At 61.9% G+C, this 20721-nt stretch carries 15 protein-coding genes and 1 pseudogene; 5 read left to right on the top strand and 11 right to left on the bottom strand.

All coding sequences use genetic code 11. The features are described from left to right. Window positions 1-8 precede the first annotated feature (8 nt). Complete coding sequence (locus BLR13_RS36155) at window positions 9-1217, bottom strand: deoxyguanosinetriphosphate triphosphohydrolase (RefSeq protein ID WP_091976960.1); 1209 nt, start codon at window positions 1215-1217, stop codon at window positions 9-11. 107 nt (window positions 1218-1324) lie between these two features. On the opposite strand from BLR13_RS36155, the gene erpA reads away from it, so the two are divergent. Next, window positions 1325-1654 carry an iron-sulfur cluster insertion protein ErpA gene (gene erpA / locus BLR13_RS36150; protein ID WP_027537859.1) on the top strand — a complete coding sequence of 110 codons (330 nt, stop codon included), beginning with the start codon at window positions 1325-1327 and terminating at the stop codon, window positions 1652-1654. Window positions 1655-1659: 5 nt separating this feature from the next. On the opposite strand, the gene BLR13_RS36145 is transcribed toward erpA, so the two are convergent. Beyond that, window positions 1660-2508: a LysR family transcriptional regulator gene (locus tag BLR13_RS36145; RefSeq protein ID WP_074830232.1), complete on the bottom strand. Its 849-nt coding sequence runs from the start codon at window positions 2506-2508 to the stop codon at window positions 1660-1662. Window positions 2509-2613: 105 nt separating this feature from the next. Here BLR13_RS36145 and BLR13_RS36140 point away from each other — a divergent pair, with 105 nt between their 5' ends. Both BLR13_RS36140 and BLR13_RS36135 read left to right on the top strand, forming a co-directional pair. Further along, window positions 2614-3624 carry a bile acid:sodium symporter family protein gene (locus tag BLR13_RS36140; RefSeq protein WP_074830234.1) on the top strand — a complete coding sequence of 337 codons (1011 nt, stop codon included), beginning with the start codon at window positions 2614-2616 and terminating at the stop codon, window positions 3622-3624. Between the two features lie 127 nt (window positions 3625-3751). Next, on the top strand, window positions 3752-4708 hold the full coding sequence (locus tag BLR13_RS36135; RefSeq protein WP_074830238.1) for an IS481 family transposase: 957 nt from the start codon (window positions 3752-3754) through the stop codon (window positions 4706-4708). On the opposite strand, the gene BLR13_RS36130 is transcribed toward BLR13_RS36135, so the two are convergent. The 3 genes from BLR13_RS36130 to BLR13_RS36120 form a co-directional block, all read right to left on the bottom strand. Further along, entirely contained in the window at window positions 4705-7035 is a 2331-nt protein-coding gene (locus BLR13_RS36130) for a PAS domain-containing hybrid sensor histidine kinase/response regulator (RefSeq protein WP_074830241.1), read from the bottom strand. The genes BLR13_RS36135 and BLR13_RS36130 overlap by 4 nt on opposite strands. 107 nt (window positions 7036-7142) lie before the next feature. Next, entirely contained in the window at window positions 7143-10271 is a 3129-nt protein-coding gene (locus BLR13_RS36125; protein ID WP_074830244.1) for an efflux RND transporter permease subunit, read from the bottom strand. Between the two features lie 3 nt (window positions 10272-10274). Further along, window positions 10275-11405, bottom strand: a complete 1131-nt coding sequence (locus BLR13_RS36120; RefSeq protein ID WP_074830246.1) for an efflux RND transporter periplasmic adaptor subunit — start codon at window positions 11403-11405, stop codon at window positions 10275-10277. A 154-nt stretch (window positions 11406-11559) separates the two neighbouring features. Between BLR13_RS36120 and xth the strand changes: the two genes are divergently transcribed. Next, complete coding sequence (gene xth, locus BLR13_RS36115) at window positions 11560-12351, top strand: exodeoxyribonuclease III (protein ID WP_074830250.1); 792 nt, start codon at window positions 11560-11562, stop codon at window positions 12349-12351. Between the two features lie 63 nt (window positions 12352-12414). Here xth and BLR13_RS36110 read toward each other — a convergent pair whose 3' ends face one another. The 6 genes and pseudogenes from BLR13_RS36110 to BLR13_RS36080 all read right to left on the bottom strand — a co-directional run bounded on the left by BLR13_RS36110 (window position 12415) and on the right by BLR13_RS36080 (window position 19370). Further along, window positions 12415-13254: a tetratricopeptide repeat protein gene (locus BLR13_RS36110; RefSeq protein ID WP_074830253.1), complete on the bottom strand. Its 840-nt coding sequence runs from the start codon at window positions 13252-13254 to the stop codon at window positions 12415-12417. Then, the gene (ilvD, locus tag BLR13_RS36105) at window positions 13241-14965 is read right to left on the bottom strand and encodes a dihydroxy-acid dehydratase (protein WP_074830255.1); all 1725 of its coding nucleotides are present in this window, start codon (window positions 14963-14965) and stop codon (window positions 13241-13243) included. Before ilvD ends, BLR13_RS36110 begins: the two co-directional genes overlap by 14 nt. Window positions 14966-15140: 175 nt before the next feature. Further along, entirely contained in the window at window positions 15141-16352 is a 1212-nt protein-coding gene (locus BLR13_RS36100; protein ID WP_074830258.1) for a cytochrome P450, read from the bottom strand. A gap of 887 nt (window positions 16353-17239) precedes the next feature. Beyond that, window positions 17240-18763 (bottom strand): argininosuccinate lyase, encoded by a 1524-nt coding sequence (locus tag BLR13_RS36090; RefSeq protein ID WP_171945027.1) that lies wholly within the window; start codon window positions 18761-18763, stop codon window positions 17240-17242. 35 nt (window positions 18764-18798) lie between these two features. Next, a pseudogene (locus BLR13_RS36085) lies at window positions 18799-18978 on the bottom strand (transposase); the annotation flags it as partial. 110 nt (window positions 18979-19088) lie between these two features. Next, window positions 19089-19370, bottom strand: coding sequence for a hypothetical protein (locus BLR13_RS36080; RefSeq protein ID WP_143039835.1), 282 nt, complete (start codon window positions 19368-19370; stop codon window positions 19089-19091). A gap of 210 nt (window positions 19371-19580) precedes the next feature. Here BLR13_RS36080 and BLR13_RS36075 point away from each other — a divergent pair, with 210 nt between their 5' ends. Continuing rightward, the gene (locus BLR13_RS36075; RefSeq protein WP_074832365.1) at window positions 19581-20705 is read left to right on the top strand and encodes a DUF2336 domain-containing protein; all 1125 of its coding nucleotides are present in this window, start codon (window positions 19581-19583) and stop codon (window positions 20703-20705) included. The last annotated feature ends 16 nt before the right edge of the window (window positions 20706-20721 follow it).

Raw genomic sequence — 20721 nt, 5'->3', positions numbered from 1 at the left:
GCCGCCGCCTAACGCAAATCCGGGGTCGAGTCAAAAAGCCTTTGGTGCTCGATCAGGGCGAAACGGTCGGTCATACCGGCGATGAAATTGCCGATCCGGCGCGCCCGCTCGCCCTCGCTCTCGCGCTCAGTACCCTCAACCCATTCGGCCGGCAGATCGGCCGGCGACGCCTGATAGCGCGCGAACAGGTCGAACAGGATCCCTTCCGCCTCGCCCATCACGCGCATCACCCGGGCGTGGCGGTACATCCGCTGCTTGAGGAACGCCTTGATGGCGGCCTCCTCCTGCGCGACGGAATCCGGAAACGCGACCATCGGCTGATGGTACAGGCGGACGTCTTGGGCCGACTGCGGTTTGGCGACCTCCAGACGCTTCTGCGTCTCCGTGACCACGGCGCCGATCAGGTAGGAGATCAGCTCGCGCACCAGTTCGGCGCCGCGCCTGACGTTGTCGAGATCGGGGTAATGGTGGCCAATCTCGGCGATGATCGCTTCCGTCAGCGGCATCACCTTGAGATCGTCGACGGCAAACAGCCCGGCGCGCAGGCCGTCATCGATATCGTGGGCGTCATAGGCGATGTCATCGGCAAAGGCTGCGACCTGGGCCTCCAGTGAAGCGAAGCTCCACAATTCCAGATCGAATTTCCGGTTGAAGTCGGCGATCCCGATGGGAATGCCGCTCCCGCCATGGTGCCCGGCCGGGGGCCCACTTCGCTCCATCAGCGGGCCGTTGTGCTTGACGATGCCTTCGAGCGATTCCCAGGTCAGGTTGAGCCCGTCGAATTCGGGGTAGCGATGCTCGAGCGCGGTCAACACGCGCAGCGTCTGCGCGTTATGGTCGAAGCCGCCATGGGCCTGCAGGCATTTGTCGAGCGCCCGCTCGCCGGCATGGCCGAACGGGGGATGGCCGAGGTCGTGGGCCAGCGCCAGCGTTTCCGTCAGGTCCTCGTCGAGGCCAAGCTGCCGGGCCAAAGCGCGGGCGATCTGCGCCACTTCCAGCGAATGGGTCAGCCTTGTGCGGTAATGATCGCCCTCATGGAACACGAAAACCTGGGTTTTGTGCTTGAGACGGCGAAAAGCGGTGGAATGGATCACCCGGTCGCAATCCCTGCGGAACGGGCTGCGGGTCTTGCTCGGCGGTTCCGAAAACAGCCGGCCGCGGCTGGAATCGGGGTCGCAGGCATAAAGTGCGCGGGGGGCAGCCATTCCGACCGACACGTTTTTTTAGTCCTTATCCATTTGATTCCGCGACGTTAGGCACTTAACTATGTCTGGCGCGGCATACCAAATGAATTGGGTATGACGCCGCCGACCGGAGAGCTGTCATGACCACTGCCATCACCGTCAGCGAGCGGGCTGCCCGCCGTATCGGGCAAATCCTCAAGACCGAAGGCGACGGCGCCATGCTGCGCATCTCCGTCGAGGGTGGCGGCTGCTCCGGCTTCCAGTACAAATTCGACGTCGATCATGCCAAGGCCGAGGACGATCTCGTGATCGCGCGCGAAGGCGCGGTGGTGCTGGTCGATCCGGCCTCGGTGCCGTTCCTGGCGGGATCGGAAGTCGATTTCGTCGATGACCTGATCGGCGCCTCGTTCCGCGTGGTCAACCCGAACGCCACCGCCTCCTGTGGCTGCGGCACCAGCTTCTCGATCTGATCCTGCTACACCCGAATGCCGCTTGCGAGGATTGCGTCCGCGAGTTCGGCGGCAGGTCTGCTCAAGGTTTTGCCCGCGCCGAGCAGAACGAACTCGACGGTGCCGAGATCTGGCAGACCGTGGCCACTCGGGATCTCGGCAAGTCCCGCCGGGATCAGGTCTCCTGCAAAAATCGTGAGGCCGAGTCCGGCGAGCGCCGCGGCTCGCAGCCCGCTCAAACTGCCGCTCACGCACGCGATACGCCAGGGACGACCGCACCGCTCAAGCGCGGCGAGAACGATTTCGCGGGTGATGCTGGGCGGTGAATAGAGGATCAGCGGTACTGGCATTGATGGATCGAGGCGCGGAAGATCGCCGGACACCCAGGCTAACCGATCACGCCAGACCACGCGTCCGCGATCCTCTCCCGGACGACGTTTGCCACAGACGAGGTCAAGCTCTCCGCGCCCAAGTTTCTCGTTGAGCTCACCGCTCAGGCCAACCGTGAGCTCGAATTCGACAAGCGGATGTGTGCGAACAAACTCGAGCAAAACTTCCGGCAGAAGCGACGTCACAAAATCCTCCGACGCACCGAACCGCAGCCGGCCGCGTAGCTCGGAGCCCGCGAAATAGCGCGCCGCCCGTTCGTTCGCCGCCAGGATGCCCCGGGCGAACTCGATCATGGCCTCCCCGTCAGCCGTCATTGTTACCGAGTGGGTATCGCGGACGAAGAGTCGGCGTCCCGTCTCGTCCTCAAGCTTGCGGATGTGCTGGCTGACCGTCGACTGGCGCAAGCCAAGGCGCTCGGCGGTCCGGGTGAAACTCCTGGTCTGGGCGATCGCCAGGAAAGTCTGAAGCAGGACGGGATCCAGCATGGCTCAATCATCATGATATCCGATTACAGTAATAGATGTATGCGGTATTCACAATGACCGGCGTGCACCGATATGAGAGGAGGCGATCACCTGAAGGAGGCTTGAATGACTTTGATCCGCTCCGTCTGGTCTCGCATCGACAGGTTCCTCGCGGCGATCTTGCTGACTGTTGCGTTCGCCACGGTCCTGCCGGCCCGCGGCGATGCGGCCGAGGCCATCGGCTGGCTAACGGATGCCGCCATCGCGCTGTTGTTTTTCATGCACGGCGCGAAGCTTTCGCCCGAAGTAGCGTTTCTCGGAGCGCGGCACTGGCGACTGCACACGATGGTGTTTCTGAGCACATTCGCGCTGTTTCCGTTGCTCGGAATTTCCGCGCGCTTCCTCGCCCCAGGTTTCCTCTCCCCGCCGCTCTGGGCCGGGCTGATCCTGCTCACCGCGCTGCCCTCGACGGTGCAGGCTTCGATCGCTTTCACGTCCGTGGCAGGCGGTAACGTGCCGGCGGCACTGTGCAGCGCCTCCGCTTCGAATCTGCTCGGCGTCTTCCTTACTCCCCTGATCGCCGGTTTCCTGCTCGCCCGCCACGGCATCGACATCTCAGCGCGCTCGGTGCTTGCCATCGTGGTGCAGCTTCTCGTGCCGTTCGTCGCCGGTCAGCTGTTGCGGCCGTGGATCGGCGCTTATCTCACGCGTCACCCGCGCGCGCTCAAGGGCGTGGATTACGGCTCAATCCTGCTCATCGTCTACTCGGCTTTCAGCCACGGCGTCGTGGACGGGATCTGGCACCAAATCGGTGCGGGAGAGCTGTTCAAGGTCGCGCTCATCGATGTCGCATTGCTTGCGACCGTGATAACCATCCTGACCTTTGCGAGCAGGCGGCTCGGCTTTTCACGCGCCGATGAAATCACCATCGTTTTCTGCGGATCGAAGAAAAGCCTCGCCAGCGGCCTGCCGATCGCAACCTTGCTGTTCGCCGGACACGTTGGGCTCGTTATCATCCCATTGATGGTGTTCCATCAGATCCAACTCATGGTCTGCGCGTCGCTCGCGCGGCACTACGCCGCGCGCCAGGTCACGGCGAGTGAACGGCATGCAGGGGTTTCTGTAACGCCCGTCTGAGCGTTTGGGAATCGGCCCGAATAGTGGGCGGACGTCCGCCTAGCTGTGGTCTTTCAGGAGGTTGTCCATCTGGTCTGAACCGAGGAAGCTGAGGTTGCGAAGCTTCAGTGTTCCAAGGAGAGACCAGATGAACGTCCACAAGAATGCGCCTTTGACGCCCAAAGGTCGAGAGGCGATGGTGCGAAGCGTCGTCGAGGGCAGGCTGTGCCAAGCCGCCGCGGCTGACCTGTTCAACACGACACCGAAGACCGTCGCCAAATGGGTCAAGCGGTTCCGTGCAGAAGGTGTTGAAGGGTTGCGCGATCGCTCCTCCAGACCCCATTCATCGCCGAGCCAAACCCCGCCCGCCACATGCAAGGCCGTCGAGACGTTGCGCCGGCAGCGCCACACCGGCAAGCAGATCGCGGCTGAGGTCAAGGTATCGCCGGCCACCGTCAGCCGCATCCTTCGCCGCTTGGGACTGAACCGGATACGGGATCTGGAGCCAGCCGAGCCGGAACGCCGCTATGAGCGCGAGAGCCCAGGCGAGATCATTCACATCGATATCAAAAAGCTCGGGCGTTTCCAGCGTGTCGGGCACCGCATTACTGGCGATCCGAGTGGTCCGAACAAGAGCCGGGGCGCTGGCTGGGATTTCGTCCACGTCTGCATTGACGACCATTCCCGCGTCGCCTTCTCCCAAATCAAGCCCGACGAGACGGCGGACAGTGCTGTTCCCTTTCTCAAGGCCGCCGTGGCGTATTACAAAAGCCTCGGCGTCACCGTCACGCGCGTCATGACCGACAATGGGAGTTGCTACCAGTCCTTTGCCTTCCGCGACGCTTGCCGGGACCTAGGCATCAAACACATCCGCACCAAGCCCTACACGCCGAGAACTAACGGCAAGGCCGAGCGCTTCATCCAGACCGCACTTCGGGAATGGGCTTACGCCAAAGCCTATCCAACATCAGATCGGCGCGCCCAAGAGCTGCCGATCTGGCTGCATCAATACAACTGGCACAGACCCCATGGTGGTATAGACTCACAAACGCCGATCAGCAGACTCGGTTTGTCCAAGGACAACCTCTTGAGGCTCCACACCTAGCTCGCGGGCTTGACTTCGTGGTCCGCGGTTGCGCCCTGCTTCGCGGTCGTGTCCGGCATCGCAGGGACAAGCGTCGGCGCCGGTTCCATCGAAACATCTGACGGCTCGCGCGCGGGCCCCAGCGCCCGCAACACGGCATCCACCAGCGTCTGCTTGCGCAGCGGCTTGGCGAGGAAGTCGGACATCCCGGCCTCGCGGCACAGTCGGGCATCTTCGGGAAAGGCGTTGGCGGTCAGTGCCACGATCGGCAGCGACGTGAAACCGCCCGAGCGGATCGCCCGCGTCGCGGCATGGCCGTCCATGACGGGCATCTGCACATCCATCAGCACCAGATCGTATTCGGCTTCCAGCATAGCCTCGACCGCCTGCGCGCCGTCGGTCACGAGGCATGCTTCGACATCGAATTCCCGGAGCATCTTGCTGACCACCAAACGATTGGTCGCATCGTCTTCCGCGATCAGGATCCGCAGCGGACGGCCCAACGTCGCGATCCGCGCCTTGAGATCGTCGGCGCCAACCCGATCCTTCGATGGTTCGGCGACGAACGTATCGCTCCACGGCAATGTCAGTGAGAACTGAAACGTCGAGCCTTGTTCGGGCGCCGAGCTGACGCCGATCTTGCCGCCCATCTGTTCGATGATGCGCCGGGAAATCGCGAGCCCGAGGCCGGTGCCGCCGAAGCGGCGGTTGATCGAGGCATCGGCCTGCTCGTAGTCGCTGAACAGGCGGCCGATGCGGTCGGGGGCAATCCCGATGCCGGTGTCGGAGACACACCATTCCACCCGGGCCAGCATGTCGCCGCGCGAATGGCAGCGAGCTGCGATTGTCACCTTGCCGCGTTCGGTGAATTTCACTGCGTTGGACGCGAGATTGAGCAACACCTGCCGGATTCGGGCGACATCGCCGCGGAGCGAAGCGGGCAGCGCCGGGTCGAGTTCGACCGCAACGGTCAATCCCTTGCTGCCGGCACTGCTCCGGACTACCGCGGCCACGGCCTCGACCAGTGCTGTCGGCGAGAAATCGGTGGCCTCGAACTGGAACCGGCCGGCCTCCAGTTTCGAAAGATCGAGAATGTCGTTGAGGACCCGCAGCAGATTGTCGCCGGACTCGTGGATGGTGGCGACCGCCTGGCGCTGCTCCGGATCGAGCGCGGTTTCCAGCAGCATGCCGGCCAGTCCAAGCACGCCGTTCATGGGGGTGCGGATCTCGTGGCTCATCACCGCCAGGAAATCCGATTTCGCCCGGCTTTCGGCCTCCGCCCGCTCCGCCCGCCAGCGTTCGGTGACGTCGCGGCCGAAGCCGCGATAGCCGTGGAACTGACCGTCGCTGTCGCCGGTGGGCTTTGCCGTCAACGACCATAGCCGCGTCTGGCCGCCGGTGACGACCCGCAGGCTGATCTCGTGGAGCGGCGCATGCCGTTCCATCAGAGCTGCGATGTTCGATACCGTGATCGTGTCGTCGGGGCACAGCATTTCCAGCAATTCGGAAAAATGCGCGCCCTTCAAGAGCGGCAGCGGCATCTGCGCCACTTCGGCGAAACGTTCGGGTACGTCGACCAGCCGGCCCCGCGCATCGGTTTGCCACAGCCAGTCGCTGGCGTTGTCCTGGAATTCCTTCAGCAGCAGCGAGATGATGTCGGTCTGGCGCTCGAGCTGCAATTGAGCCCGCAGATTTTCCTGAAACAGATTACCGTGAGAGACGACGTTGCGAGCCATGAAGCCGGCGAACAGCAACAGGAAGGCAGCAGTGAAGAGATGGATATCGTCACCGCACAGCAACAGGGCGCCGGTCGATGCGAAAGCCATCGTCCAGATGTACATCAGGCTTGCCCGGGGGATCGTCGACAGCGTGAAGGCACCGCCCGCAATGATGCCGGCCGCCAGGCAGACAATGATCATCTGCTCCGCCGGACCCGATTTGGGGAGCAAGGCCAGCGGCAGCGCGGCCCAAATCGCCGCCAGGAGGATGGCCTGCAAGGTCGAGTTGCGTATCGCCCCCAATGAGGCCTGCTGCGGGCGGGTGCGTTGAGAGCGCATCCATGACCGCGCCGCCAGCAGGGCGACCGATGCGATCAGCAAAGCCCACAGAGCGAGAAAGGCGTTCGAGCCGGTGTTCCAGAACAGCGTGAGAACGATCGAAACGGTGATCAGATTGACGGTCATACTGACCGGAACGAGCCGCGTCACCGCGTCAAGCTGCCTGGCGCGGACCCGGCCCATTTCGCGATCGGTGATTTCGCCGGCCTCGATGCCGGCGATGGCCGAGAAGCCGCCGATCCAGCCAAACAGCCTGCCCGAATATGCAACCAGATCAACGGAGGATTTCATGCCGGGCCAACCTTCTGCGCGATATCGGCAGATAGGCCCAGCAAACGCTTCGGCGGCGTTAACTCCGCGCCGCGGCCGGCGACAGCGTTAACAATCGGTAGACGAATTCATTCGGCTGCAACCACATGCGGCCGCTCGCCCTCGCCGGTCTCCTCGTGCTGCGGTTCGAGCCGGCGCTTCAGCAGACGATCGATCCGATCGAGATAGATGTAGATGACGGGCGTGATGAACAGCGTCAGCAATTGCGACACGCAGAGTCCGCCGACCACCGCAACGCCGAGCGGCTGACGCAGTTCGGCGCCGGCACCAGCGCCGATGGCGATCGGCAGCGTGCCGAAGATCGCGGCAAATGTCGTCATCATGATCGGACGGAAACGCAGCAGCGCCGCTTCGCGGATGGCGTGCTCGGCACTCAATCCGACGCGGCGGCGTTCCAGCGCAAAATCCACCATCATGATGGCGTTCTTCTTGACGATGCCGACCAGCATCACGATGCCGATCATCGCAATGACCGACAGCTCCATGCCGAACAGCATCAAGGTCAGGATCGCGCCGATGCCGGCCGACGGCAGGCCGGAGATGATGGTGATCGGATGGATGAAGCTCTCGTAGAGAATGCCGAGAATGACGAAGGCCGCGAAGATGGCGGCCAGGATCAGGACGCCCTGCCCGCTCTTGGAGTCCTCGAAGACCTGCGCCGTGCCCGAGAAACCGGAGAAGATCGTCGGCGGCAGATTTGACGAACGCTCGAGTTCGCGGATGCTGTCGGTGGCGTAGCCGAGCGAGTAGCCCGGCGCCAGATTGAAGGAAATCGTCACCGCCGGCTGCTGACCCTGGTGGTTGATCTGGAGCGGACCGACCGAAGGCACCAGTTTGGCAACTGCGGCAAGCGGAATGGTCACGTTGTTCTGGGTCTTCATGTAGAGCTTGGACAGGTCCGACGGATCGACGCGGAACTGCGGCTGCACTTCCAGGATGATCTGATAGTCGTTGGTCGGCATGTAGATGGTGCCGACCTGGCGGGCGCCGTAGGCGTTGTAGAGCTGGTTGCGCACCTGATCGACGGTGATGCCGTAGACCGCGGCCTTTTCGCGGTCGATGTCGACCGTCATCTGCGGATTCTTGATGTAGAGGTCGGTGGTAACGTCAAGTAGACCCGGCAACTTCTCGATCTTGTCGCGCATTTCCGGCGCCAGCCGGTAGAGCGATTCGGTATCGCCGCTCTGCAGCACGTACTGGTACTGGCTCTTCGAAATCCGGCCGCCGATATTGAGGTTCTGGATGCTCTGGAAGAACGCCTGCATGCCCGGAATCTGTCGCGCCTTGGCGCGCAAACGTCCGATCACGACGGCGGCGTTGTCGCGGGTCTTCTGCGGCTTCAGCGCAATGAATAGGCGGCCGTAATTCGCGGTCGCATTGGGACCACCCGAGCCGACGGTGGAATTGATGTAGTCAATCGCGGGATCGGACTTCAGCACCTCGACCAGCGCCTGCTGCCGCACCTTCATGGCCTCGAACGAGGTGTCGGTGGCGGCTTCGGTCACGCCGATCAGAAAGCCGGTGTCTTCCTGCGGGAAGAAGCCCTTCGGCACGATCATGTAAAGGTAGATCGTGCCACCCAGCGTCGCCAGCGTGACCAACAGCATCAGCGCCTTGTGCGCCAACACCCGGTCGAGCGCCCATTCATAGCCGCGCAGCCAGGAATCGAACATCGCCTCGAACACCCGAAGCACGACATTCGGCTTCTTGGTCGGATCATGCGCCCGCAGCACGCGCGCGCACAGCATCGGCGTCAAGGTCAGCGACACGAAGCCGGACACGATGATCGCCACCGATACCGTCACTGCGAACTCGCGGAACACCCGGCCGACGATACCGCCCATCAGGAGCACGGGAATGAACACGGCGATCAGCGAGAAGGTGATCGAGATGATGGTGAACCCGATCTCGCGCGCGCCTTTCAGCGCGGCCTCATAGGGCCGCATGCCGTGCTCGATGTGGCGGACGATGTTTTCCAGCATGACGATGGCGTCGTCGACCACGAAACCGACCGACAGGGTCAGCGCCAGCAGCGTCATGTTGTTGATGGAATAGTCCAGGAAGTACATGACCGCGCAGGTGCCGAACAGCGAGATCGGAACCGCCAGCGCCGGAATGAACGTCGCCGACGCCGAGCGCAGGAACAGGAAGATCACCAGAATTACCAGCGCCACGGCGATCAGCAGCGTTTCCTCGACGTCGGCGACCGCCTGACGGATGGATATCGAACGGTCCATCATCACATTGATCGAGACCGACGGCGGAATCTGCGCGCGCAGCGCCGGCAGCTTGGCCAGCACGGAATCGACCACGGCCACGGTATTGGCGTCCGGCTGTTTCTGGATCGCCAGCACGATCGCCCGCTCGTCGTTCAGCCAGGTCGCGATCTTGTCGTTCTCGACGCTGTCATAGATCCGCGCCACTTCGTCGAGCTTCACCGGCGAGCCGTTGCGCCAGGCCACCACGACCTTGCTGTAGTCGACCGCCTTGTCCATTTGCCCGGAGGCCTGCAGCGCGACGTCCTGCTTCGGCCCGTTCAAGGTGCCGACCGGCGTCGACGAATTGGCCCGCGATACTGCGGTCCTGATGTCCTCAAGCGACAGCCCGCGCGCCGCGGCGGCTTCCGGGTCGGCCTGGACGCGGATGGCGAATTTCTGCGCCCCGTAAATCAGAACCTGCGCCACACCAGGGATTTGCGACAGCGCCTGCCCGATGGTGATGTCGCCGTATTCGTTGACCGCCGACAACGGCAGCGTCCCCGAACCCAATGCTACGAACAGCACCGGGAAATCGGCCGGGTTCACTTTCCGGAAACTCGGCGGGATCGTCATTTCGATCGGCAGCCGGCGTTGCGCGATCGTCAGCGCCGTCTGCACGTCCAGCGCCGCGGCATCGATATTGCGGTTGAGATCGAACTGGATGGTGATGACGCTGGTGCCCTGCGAGGAACTCGACGACATCGACGAGATGCCGGCAATGGTCGAGAGCTGGCGCTCGATGATGCCGGCAACCGAGGCCGCCATGGTATCCGCGCTGGCGCCCGGCAAGGTCGCGCTGACCGCAATCGTCGGGAAGTCGACCCGCGGCAGCGCCGACACCGGCAACAGGCGGAAGCCGAACACGCCGAAAGCGATGATCGACGCCGTGATCAGCGTCGTCATGACCGGGCGGCGAATACAGAGCTCGGAGAGCGTCATCGGTTACGCCCCTGCCTTCTTGGCCCGCGGTTCGACCCGCGTCCCGTCCGACAGCAGCAATTGTCCGTCGACCACGACGCTTTCGTCGCCGGTCAACCCTTCGGAGATCACCGAAACGCCCTGCGCGGTCCGGTCGACCTTGACCGGCTGCTGCTTGGCGGCGCCGTCCTTGACGACAAACACATAGTTGCCGTTCTGGCTGCGCTGCACGGCGACCGTGGGCACCACGATGGCATTTTCATTGCGGATCACGAGCTTGGTCGCGACCAGCGTCCCCGGCCACAGCGTCTCGTTCTCGTTGTTCATGATGCCACGGACGGTCACCATGCCGGTGGTGGCGTCCACGGTGTTCTCGACCATCGCGACCTTGCCGCTCTCGGAACGCTGGTGGCCCGGGATCGTCGCCGTCACCCCGGGATCGCCCTTGGTCATCGCGTCGCGCAGGTCGACCAGCACGCGCTGCGGAACGGCGAAGGTCACATAAACAGGCGCCATCTGGTTGATCACGGCGAGCGGCGCGGTGTCGGCCGGCCGCACGAAATTGCCGACCTTCACATTGGCGGCGCTAATCCGGCCAGCAAACGGCGAACGGATCAGGGTGTAGCTCTTCTGGACCTTCAGGTTGTCCAGCGCCGCCTGATCGGCCTTGATGGTGGCGGACAGGGTGTCGGACTGGGTCTTGGCGTTGTCGACGTTGACCTGCGTGGTGGCGCCCTTGCCGACCAGGTCGGTGAAGCGCCGAAGATCGCGCTGGGCGCCCTCGAGCTGTGCCTGATCCTTGGCGAGCGTCCCCTCGGCCTGTTCGATCTGGGCGTCGATCTGGCGGCTGTCGAGCGTGAACAACAGATCGTTTTCGGCCACCTTGGCGCCGTCCTCGAAATGCACCGAGACGATGGTGGTCTCAACCCGCGATTTCAGCGCCACGCTGGAGATCGGCGTCACGGTCCCGATCGCATCGACGTCAACGGGGACGGATTTGCGCTCGGCCTTGGCCAGTTCGACGGAGACCATGCGCGGTCGCTGCGGCCCCTGCGCGGTGGTCGCGCTGCCCATCCATGACGCGCGAGTTGCATAAGCGGCTACAGCGGCGATGCCGATGACGCCGGCAACAACGATCAAGCTATTTTTTTTCATAATTTTCACGTCCGCCGCCCGCAAAGGACGGGACGACGGTTTCCGGCCCCTTGACGGCGACTTTTGCGCCTTATTTCTAGACGGTTACCACAGGCTTGCGGCTCATGGTATGCCAGCAAAGCGAAAATGTGTGGTTACGGTCCGGGTCCTTTTGATGCGTATTGCTACGTGGAACGTCAATTCGGTCCGGCAGCGGATCGAGCATCTCGTGAGCTGGCTCCGGGAATGCTCGCCGGACATCGTCTGCCTGCAGGAAATCAAATGCGTCGATGACGCCTTTCCCCGGCTCGAGATCGAGGCGCTGGGCTACAACGTCGTCACCCACGGCCAGAAGACTTTTAACGGGGTCGCCCTGTTGTCGAAGCTGCCGTTCGAGGAAACCAAGTCGGGCCTCGCCGGCGACGACGAGGACGCCCATGCCCGCTTCCTCGAAGGCATGGTGACGCTGAAGAGCGGCGTGGTGCGGATCGCCTGCCTCTATCTGCCCAACGGCAACCCCGTCGACACAGAGAAATTTCCTTACAAACTCAAATGGATGTCGCGACTTCTTGAGTATTCCCGGGAGCGACTTAAAGCGGAAGAACCGTTCATTCTCGCCGGCGACTTCAACGTCATTCCGGCCGCGGCTGACGTCTACAACCCCGCCGCCTGGGCCAATGATGCGCTGTTCCGCCCCGAAACCCGCGAGGCTTTCCAGTCCCTGCTCGGCCTGGGCTTAACCGATGCGCTACGCGCGGTGACCGACGCGCCGGGCCAGTACACGTTCTGGGATTACCAGGCCGGTGCCTGGCAGAAGAACTGGGGCATCCGGATCGATCATTTGCTGCTGTCGCCGCAGGCCAGCGACCGGCTGACCAATGTCGGCATCGACAGCTACGTGCGCGCCTGGGAGAAGCCGTCGGATCATGTTCCGGTGTGGGCGGATTTCGACCTCGACGCGGGGTGAGACGGTGGGCACGGCGCAAGCGCGCCTTTGCCCACCCTACGCAGTTCCCTAGTCCTTGCGGCCTCAGTCCTTGCGGCCCTGGACCCAGTGCTCGAGCATCTGCAGCGCCATGGCGCGGTCGTCGTCGGACGCTTTGGTGATCGCCCGGTTGTAGCTTTCCTTGATCCAAGCCTCGTCCGGCGTGGCGCTGTCACGCGCCAGGGTCAGCCACATCAGCCCGCGCGCGGCCTGGCGCGGCAGCCGGTCGCCGTTGAACAGCATCTGGCCGAGCAGGGCCTGCGCCTGATGCTGGCCCTTCTGGGCGGCCAGACCGAGCCAGCGCGCGCCGTAGCGGAAATCATCCCGCGAGGCGTCCGGGGTCTTCAGATAGAGCCGGGCCAGATCGTATTGCGCATCCGCATTGCCGAAATAGGACGCGGCGTAGGAGAACATCTCCCTCGCCCGGTCGGTGTCGGCCTTGATCTTCGAATTCGGAATGCCGTTGAGATAGTAGCGGCCGAGTGCCACGAAGGCATTGGCGACGATCGCCGCCTGCGGCGCCGACGGGCTGTCCTCGGCATGCGCATTGGCGATGCGGCTGAAATATTCGAACGCACGCACGTCGTCCTGGGCAACGCCGTCGCCGTCGGCATACATCCGGCCAAGCTTCCACTGCGCGACGGGGTGACCGCCCTCGGCGGCGTATTGCAACGAATTCAGGGATGGCGCGGGAGCGACGACTGCGGTCGCCGGGGCCGCCACCTTCTTCAGGGCCTGGGCGTTGAGGGCTGCTGCGGCCGGCTGCGACACCGTCGGCAGCGTGGCGTCCTGGGTGATGGGCGCACCATCAAACGCGAATCCGGGAGCGGCCACCGGCATGGCCCCCAGCATCAACGCAAGAATGATACGCCTAGATGTCCGCATAACACTGTTTCTCGTGCGCACCGCCAGGATGGGTAACAGCCCCATCCACCGCCGGCCCAACCTGTTGGGCATACTTCCACAGCGCACCCGACGTGTGGTTAGTCGCGCGGGGCTGCCATTTGGTCTTACGTTTTTCGAGTTCGGCGTCGCTCAATTTTACGTTAAGGGTGCCGACGTCGGCGTCGATCTCGATGATGTCACCATCCTGCAACAGGGCGATCGGGCCGCCCACCGCCGCTTCCGGCCCGACATGGCCGATGCAGAAGCCGCGGGTAGCGCCGGAGAACCGGCCGTCCGTGATCAGGGCAACCTTGCCGCCCATGCCCTGCCCAGTCAGCGCCGCCGTCGTGGACAGCATTTCCCGCATGCCGGGACCGCCGCGCGGCCCCTCATAGCGGATCACGATGACCTCGCCCTCTTTGTAGGTCTTCTTCTGCACCGACTCGAAGGCATCTTCTTCGCGATCGAAGCAGCGGGCAGGACCGGTAAATTTGAGCTTCGACATGCCGGCGACCTTCACGATCGCACCCTCCGGTGCGAGATTACCCTTCAAGCCGACAACACCGCCCGTGACGGTAATCGGCTTGTCGGCGGACCGCACCACGTCCTGGTGCGGATTCCACTTCACGCTCTTGAGGTTTTCGGCGATCGTTCGGCCCGTGACGGTAATGCAATCTCCGTGCAGGTGGCCATTATCGAGCAGCGTTTTCATCAGAAGCGGTATGCCGCCAACTTCAAACATGTCTTTGGCAACATAACGGCCACCCGGCTTCAAATCGGCGACATAGGGAGTCTTTTTGAAGATTTCGGCGACGTCGAATAAGTCAAACTTGATGCCGCACTCATGGGCAATGGCCGGCAGGTGCAGCGCAGCATTGGTCGAGCCGCCGGAGGCCGCGACCACGGCGGCGGCGTTCTCCAGCGAGCGCCGGGTGACGATGTCGCGCGGCCGAATGTTGAGGGCGATCAGCTCCATGACCTTTTCGCCGGCGGCGGTGCAAAACGCATCGCGGATCTCGTAGGGCGCTGGCGCCCCTGCCGAATAGGGCAGCGCCAGCCCGATCGCCTCGGACACCGTCGCCATCGTATTGGCGGTGAATTGTGCGCCGCACGCGCCGGCCGACGGACAGGCCACGCGCTCGATTTCGTCGAGGTCGGCATCCGACATCTCGCCGACGGAATGCTTGCCGACGGCCTCGAACATGTCCTGCACCGTGACCTGCTGGCCACGGAAATTGCCGGGCAGGATCGAGCCGCCATAGATGAAGACCGAGGGCACGTTGAGCCGGACCATCGCCATCATCATGCCCGGCAGCGACTTGTCGCAGCCGGCAAGCCCAACCAGCGCGTCATAGGAATGGCCGCGGACGGTCAGTTCGACGGAGTCGGCGATGCATTCGCGCGACGGCAGCGACGAGCGCATGCCGTCATGGCCCATGGCGATGCCGTCGGTCACGGTGATGGTGCAGAATTCGCGCGGGGTGCCGCCGGCGGAGGCGACGCCCTTCTTCACGGCCTGGGCCTGACGCATCAGCGAAATGTTGCAGGGGGCGGCCTCGTTCCAGCACGACGCCACGCCGACGAAGGGCTGGTGGATCTGCTGGGTGGTCAGACCCATCGCGTACAGATAGGACCGATGGGGCGCGCGCTCGGGCCCCTCCGTCACGTGACGGCTCGGCAACCTGCTCTTGATGTTGGCCTTGGCGTCCATTGCGACCCCCGTTCCCCCAAGTCATCATGATTTCATGGAGGGGTGTGGCTAAAAAGCGGCGCTAGCGCGTTCCACCTGTGAGAACGGTTAAATGCCCCAAGACTGTTGCGCTCACGCAACAATCGTGGCGCCAGGGCAACCATTTAGGGCGACCATTAAGGTCGCCCCTTACCCCTCAAAGCGAGCCCGGCTGCACCGGCAGCCGTTCGATGGCATTGAGACCCGGGCGTCGCCGCCAGCGGATAGTGGACTCATCGACCGCCAGCTTCAGGCCGGGCCAGCGCTGAAACAGGGATTTCAGCGCGCATTTCGCTTCGAGGCGCGCGAGCTGATGGCCGAGGCAGAAATGAACGCCGGTGCCGAAGGCGATATGGCGGTTCGGCCTGCGTTGCAGATCGAGACGCTCCGGATGGACGTTGGCCAAAGGATCCATGTTGGCGGCCGCCAGCATCGCCATGACCTTGTCGCCCTTGCGCAACCGGATGCCGTCGAGTTCGACCTCGCGGCGGACGTAACGCGGCTTGGTGAACTGCACCGGCGTGAGAAACCGCAAGAACTCTTCGACCGCCAGATCGAGGCGGCTCCAATCCTGTTTGAGCCAGTCGCGGAGATCGGGATTTTTCAACAGCTCGTGCACGGATCCGCTGATCAGGTGCGTCGTGGTCTCGTGGCCTGCAAACAGCAGCAGGAAAATCATCGCGACGATTTCATCGCGGCTGATCTGCCCGCCCTCCTTTTCGACCCGCACGATTTCGGCGATCAGCCCCTCGCCGCCGGATTTCCTGACAGTCTCGACATGCCGTTCCATGTAGCGCCGCATGGCCAGTATGTTCGGGATCGCGCCGAGAAATCCCAGCATGCCGGTGAAGCGGGTGAAACCGCTGGCCCAGGCAATGAATTTCGGCCGATCGCCCGGCGGAAGTCCGAGCAGTTCCGAGATTACCGACAGCGGCAGCGTGCGCGCATAGCGATCGAGCAGATCGCATGGACTGCCCTCCGTGAACAATTCATCGGCGAGTTTGTCCGCCACGGCCTGAATATGCGGTTCCATCCCGAGCACGGCACGCCGGCGAAAGGCCTCGTCGACGATGTCGCGCAATCGCTTGTGTCCGGGATCGTCCATCGACAGCATGCTGTTGGCCAGCGTCCGGATCACCTTGGGCATCCACCACTGCAATCCGGCGACGGTGCCGTCGTCCTTGCGGATGGTGAACGTTTCGGTGTCCTTCAGCACCCGGTCCGCCAGCGCCTGCGTCGTCGTGGCCCAGACCTGGCCGATGATGGGGAAATGCACCTGAACCACCGGCCCCTGCGCACGCAGTCTTTCGAGCGCGGCCGCGGGATTGCGGAAGTAGTCCTGGCTGGCGAAGTCTGCCTGAAAGCTCATGCGCGGCTCCCGTGCCGAAGTGCCTGTTGCGGGCGTTTCTGAGGTGTGGCGCGGAAGCGATGCATGCAAGATCCCTGGCCGTCATACCCCGCAAAGGCGGTATCCAGTGCGCCACTGGCCTATCCACATCATTGCGAGCGCCAGCGAAGCAATCCATTCTTTCTTTGCGCGGCGAGATGGATTGCTTCCGCCTTCGCTCTTTGAGCTTCGGCGGACAGGTCGTCGCTTCGCTCCCTTGCACAAACGCTTCGCGTTTGTTGCAGACAATGACGGCTAATGAGCGAAGCGACATCCGGGGCGGCTTGAGAGTGCTCCCGGATATCGCTGCGCTCATCCGGGCTACGAAGCTGCAAATACGACTTCGCATTCTCGCGGCGCGATGCGCCCGGAGTTTTGCTGGAAACCTTGCCCTCGAAATCAGAGGGCGCAGGGAAGACCGGGCGCGCGCTGCACCCGCGGTCTCGCGTGCGTAATGCACAAACAAATGCTGCACACGAGCATACAGGTTCAGCGGAGAACATCCGGCCTCCCCCACGCAATGGCTTTACGGCTTATACGATTTCGTCCTGGTGACCGGCTTTCTTGCCACCATCGTCAACGTCAGCTTTCGCTTCCGCCAACTTGACGCCAGCACCGGGGCGTCGGACCCAAACGATTTCACCGTACGCAATGACCGCGCTCGTCAGTCGCAGCCTTCACGTCCACCGCATCCCACCGCACGTCGTGACGATCGCGATCGCCCCTCTTGTTGCCGTGAGACGGGCGAAGTTAGACGTCTGATTTGCCCGACGCTGCAACGGAAATATTTTTGCGCGAGGGGCTGGACAGACTTTTGGTGATTTGCCCGTCGCGCCAATTTGTCGCAGCGAAATTTGTGCTGCGCCGGATCAGCGATTGGCTGAACCATTCGTGCTCGCGCCCGCCGCCAACGCGGCAACGCTTGTGTTGAGCGAGGCTTCGGCGGCAACCAAACGATCTTTCCGAGACTTCAGCCAATCAAGGTCTGACTTCATTTTGGTGTGACCATCGGCAAGCATCCTGGTCACCTCAGCAAGCTGTGGTCCACCGATGCCCTTGCTGACGGATACCATATGCTCGGCACTGATCGTTTCCCTGAATTCGGCTTCGTCCAGCGGAAAGTCCTGCTTGGTCTCTGCCTTGTAGATGCGAGCGGCTTCTGCATAGGGAATTTCGTTGAGTTTGAGACCTTGCGAACGACCGTAGTTGGTAAGCGTCGACGCATAATGATGACCGATACGGAAAGGCACGTCAGCCGTCCTCAGCAGCGCATCCGCGATTCCTGATGTCGCCGAGTAGTCGGCATTGACCTCCGCCAATGCGCGATCCTTGTCGACCACAAGGCCGTCCAGCACTTGCTGGAAAAGTTCAAAGACCTGCGAGGGCCGCTCGCTCGGAACGGGATCATAGCTGCGGGAGTCGAACATGCCGGTGCGATTGTTGTGAGAGAGCAGGAACACGGTCTGCATTTCGCCGACCATGATACTGCTCTGGGTTCGAAGTTGCTCCAGGGCGGCCGGATTCCTTTTCTGCGGCATGATGCTGCTGACCCCGGTGAGCTTTCCTTCCGACAACATCAACCACGGCGACGGCGCGGCGTATTGCGCGTGGAGGTCTTGCGCGAACTGTCCCAACTGGATGGCGGAGATTTGCAATGCGCTCGCCACCTCAAGGCTGCTGTCCGCCGAAGCAACATGGTTGGCGTCATAGGAATTCTCGACCAGTCCATCGAAGCCCAGCAGGCCGGCGAGCCGTTTTCGGTCGATCGGAAAGCTGGATGTACCCAACGCAGCGGCCCCGAGCGGGCTCGTGTTGATCCGCTGGTAGGCCTGTTGCAGCCGCTCGCAGTTGCGGACCACCGCAGCCTCCCAGGCAAGCAGATAGTGGGCAAACGTGGTCGGTTGCGCCTGCACACCATGGGTGTACGCTGGAATGATGGTTTGCTTGTTCTGATCCGCAATCGTGAGCAGCTTTTCACGCGAGGCCACCAAAGCTTGGTATTCCCTGAGCAACCCGTCGCGCAAAGACATTCGTGCGATGGTCGCACCGATATCTTGCCGGCTTCTCCCCATGTGAAGCCGCGATGCATCCTGACCAACTGCGGCAATCAGCTTGGGTTCGAAATCCAGGTAGTCGGCCGAGCGTGCGGCGCCTGAAGCGTTCTCCTTGGCGATCACCTGCTCGATTCCATCAGCAATCCTGGCGGCCATCGGATGAGGTACAAGCCCGCCCTCATCCAGCATGATGATCGATGCTTTATTGATCTGATCGAAGAACTCGACCGACCGTCCGCCGCCACGAGAGCTCGCGTTAAGGTCTCTGGATGATGTTGGCATGGTTGAAAGCCCCGTAGCGGCAGCTAGTGAAAGCGAAAACAGAATAATTCTTAGCATTGAATCCATCCCTCCAAGCGATATTCAAGCGAGTTGATCTGGTCCCAGACGCCAGCCCGCCGCCAACGAACGAAGCGATTTTTGCATGTCGCGCATGGCCCCTAATTCTTGGGCAGGTCGCGCCATGGCGCACCGGAACGCAGGACTCAGAAGATGCCATTGCGTATGCGTCGGTCGTTTACACGCGGAACGCCACGCGGTTTGTTCGGTAGCATCGGTCCAGAGCTATGAATTTACTTCCGCTTTCAGGGGATACTGTTGAAAAAGTCGAAAATCGAACGACCCCAAAAATCTTGCAAATGCTGATTTTTGGACAACTCTATCGTTAAGAAGCGCCGTAGCGCCGATACGAAAGGCCGTGGTCGTTTTTCAGAGATGCGACGAGGCCCCTCACATCGTCGCGCACGAAGCGCATCAGCGGCTCTAGAAAATTTCGTCCGCCGCCCCCAAAAGACTTTTTCAACAGTAACAGGGAATAGCGGACATGGGTCGACATCCTGCTGTCCCCACCCCGTCGCGAATGACCCCGAACGGACATGGCGCGCTTGATCGCTTGCTCGATATCAGGCCGCGAATCGACCGCGGCTCCGGTCAGCGCGGTTTTCACGAGCAATTAACCTAGAAGGCCGGGCGGTCATTGGCCCCTGTCACGTTTACCCAAACATTACCTTTGGCGGTCAAGATCAAGCAAGAGATTGTGGTTGCACGGCTGCTTCGGCGGCTAATACGATTTTTGAAGCGATTATTTGCGGAAGCTTTCTCGGCTGGCTCCCCCCTGAAATTGGAACGGCCGACGCATTCTTGGATGCTGGGCCAAATGATTGAATCAGGGTCATTTCTGCAGGACTTAGAGGAGGCCGTCTCGCGAGGATCGGCCGAGAGCCGGCTGCGAGCGCTTTGGCATGCGACCGATTTGCTGATAGCCGGCCGGTATACTGAGGACGAGATTTGGATTTTCGGCGAGGTCATCGGACGATTGGCAGAAGAAATTGAAGTGGCCGCTCGAGCGCAGCTCGCCAAGCGACTGCTCCGCACCGACAATGCCTCCATAAACCTCGTCAAGAAACTTGCTTTTGACAATTCCATTGAAGTTGCTGGCCCGATGCTTCAGCACTCCACTCGGCTCGATGCCAAGACGTTGGTCTCAAATATCAGAACCAAAAGCCAGTCGCACCTTCTAGCAATCACCAAACGACATTCTCTTCCCGTCGTGGTAACGGACGAACTTGTAACGCGCGGCAACCGGGAAGTCGTGAATTCAGTTGCGACGAACGACGGTGCTCGGTTTTCTGATTTCGGCTTTTTGCATATGATCAAGCGCTCAGAGGCCGATTCAATTCTCGCCGAACAACTCGGCCTTCGGAAGGACATTCCGAGACATATTTTCCAGCAATTGATTGCAAAAGCATCGGACGATGTAAGGCGAAAACTTGAGTGGGAGCGTCCAGATCTATTGGGCCAAATTCAGACCTCGGTAATCGACGTCACCGGGGCGCTCCAGTCAAAGTTCGGCCCGGCTTCGATGAGCTACTTTAATGCAAAGAAGCTCGTAGCGGCCCGGCATGGACGTGGCGATTTGAATGAAAGCAGCATTCTGGAATATGCCCGTTTCCACAAATTCGAAGAAACCACAGTTGGACTTTCAATACTATGCTCTTTGCCGGTGGACGTGGTGGAGCGAGCGCTTCTTGATAGTAGCCGAGAGATGATTATGATCCTCGGCAAAGCCCTCAACTTTGAGTGGGTGACGACGATGTCTCTTCTCTTTCTTGCTGCAAAAGATCATCGGATCTCTGCGTTAGACCTGGATCATATGCGAGAAGAGTTTTCACGCCTCAACACCGAGACGTCACGGACAGTCCTTCGTTTCTATAAATCGCGCAAGAACGCGGCGGCGGCCGATTCGGAACAGCGTCATCTGCCTCAACTTCACACACATTGAGAAATCAAGCGCGACC

It is taken from the genome of Bradyrhizobium ottawaense (genome assembly GCF_900099825.1).
In the GTDB taxonomy this organism is placed as follows: domain Bacteria; phylum Pseudomonadota; class Alphaproteobacteria; order Rhizobiales; family Xanthobacteraceae; genus Bradyrhizobium; species Bradyrhizobium ottawaense_A.
This window is presented reverse-complemented; position numbering and strand designations above follow the sequence as displayed.

Excerpts from the sequence above, each read along its gene's own strand:
- erpA (WP_027537859.1), top strand. The coding sequence starts at position 1,325 with ATGACCACTGCCATCACCGTCAGCGAGCGGGCTGCCCGCCGTATCGGG.
- BLR13_RS36145 (WP_074830232.1), bottom strand. The coding sequence starts at position 2,508 with ATGCTGGATCCCGTCCTGCTTCAGACTTTCCTGGCGATCGCCCAGACC.
- BLR13_RS36140 (WP_074830234.1), top strand. The coding sequence starts at position 2,614 with ATGACTTTGATCCGCTCCGTCTGGTCTCGCATCGACAGGTTCCTCGCG.
- BLR13_RS36135 (WP_074830238.1), top strand. The coding sequence starts at position 3,752 with ATGAACGTCCACAAGAATGCGCCTTTGACGCCCAAAGGTCGAGAGGCG.
- BLR13_RS36130 (WP_074830241.1), bottom strand. The coding sequence starts at position 7,035 with ATGAAATCCTCCGTTGATCTGGTTGCATATTCGGGCAGGCTGTTTGGC.
- BLR13_RS36125 (WP_074830244.1), bottom strand. The coding sequence starts at position 10,271 with ATGACGCTCTCCGAGCTCTGTATTCGCCGCCCGGTCATGACGACGCTG.
- BLR13_RS36120 (WP_074830246.1), bottom strand. The coding sequence starts at position 11,405 with ATGAAAAAAAATAGCTTGATCGTTGTTGCCGGCGTCATCGGCATCGCC.
- xth (WP_074830250.1), top strand. The coding sequence starts at position 11,560 with ATGCGTATTGCTACGTGGAACGTCAATTCGGTCCGGCAGCGGATCGAG.
- BLR13_RS36110 (WP_074830253.1), bottom strand. The coding sequence starts at position 13,254 with ATGCGGACATCTAGGCGTATCATTCTTGCGTTGATGCTGGGGGCCATG.
- ilvD (WP_074830255.1), bottom strand. The coding sequence starts at position 14,965 with ATGGACGCCAAGGCCAACATCAAGAGCAGGTTGCCGAGCCGTCACGTG.
- BLR13_RS36100 (WP_074830258.1), bottom strand. The coding sequence starts at position 16,352 with ATGAGCTTTCAGGCAGACTTCGCCAGCCAGGACTACTTCCGCAATCCC.
- BLR13_RS36090 (WP_171945027.1), bottom strand. The coding sequence starts at position 18,763 with ATGCTAAGAATTATTCTGTTTTCGCTTTCACTAGCTGCCGCTACGGGG.
- BLR13_RS36075 (WP_074832365.1), top strand. The coding sequence starts at position 19,581 with ATGATTGAATCAGGGTCATTTCTGCAGGACTTAGAGGAGGCCGTCTCG.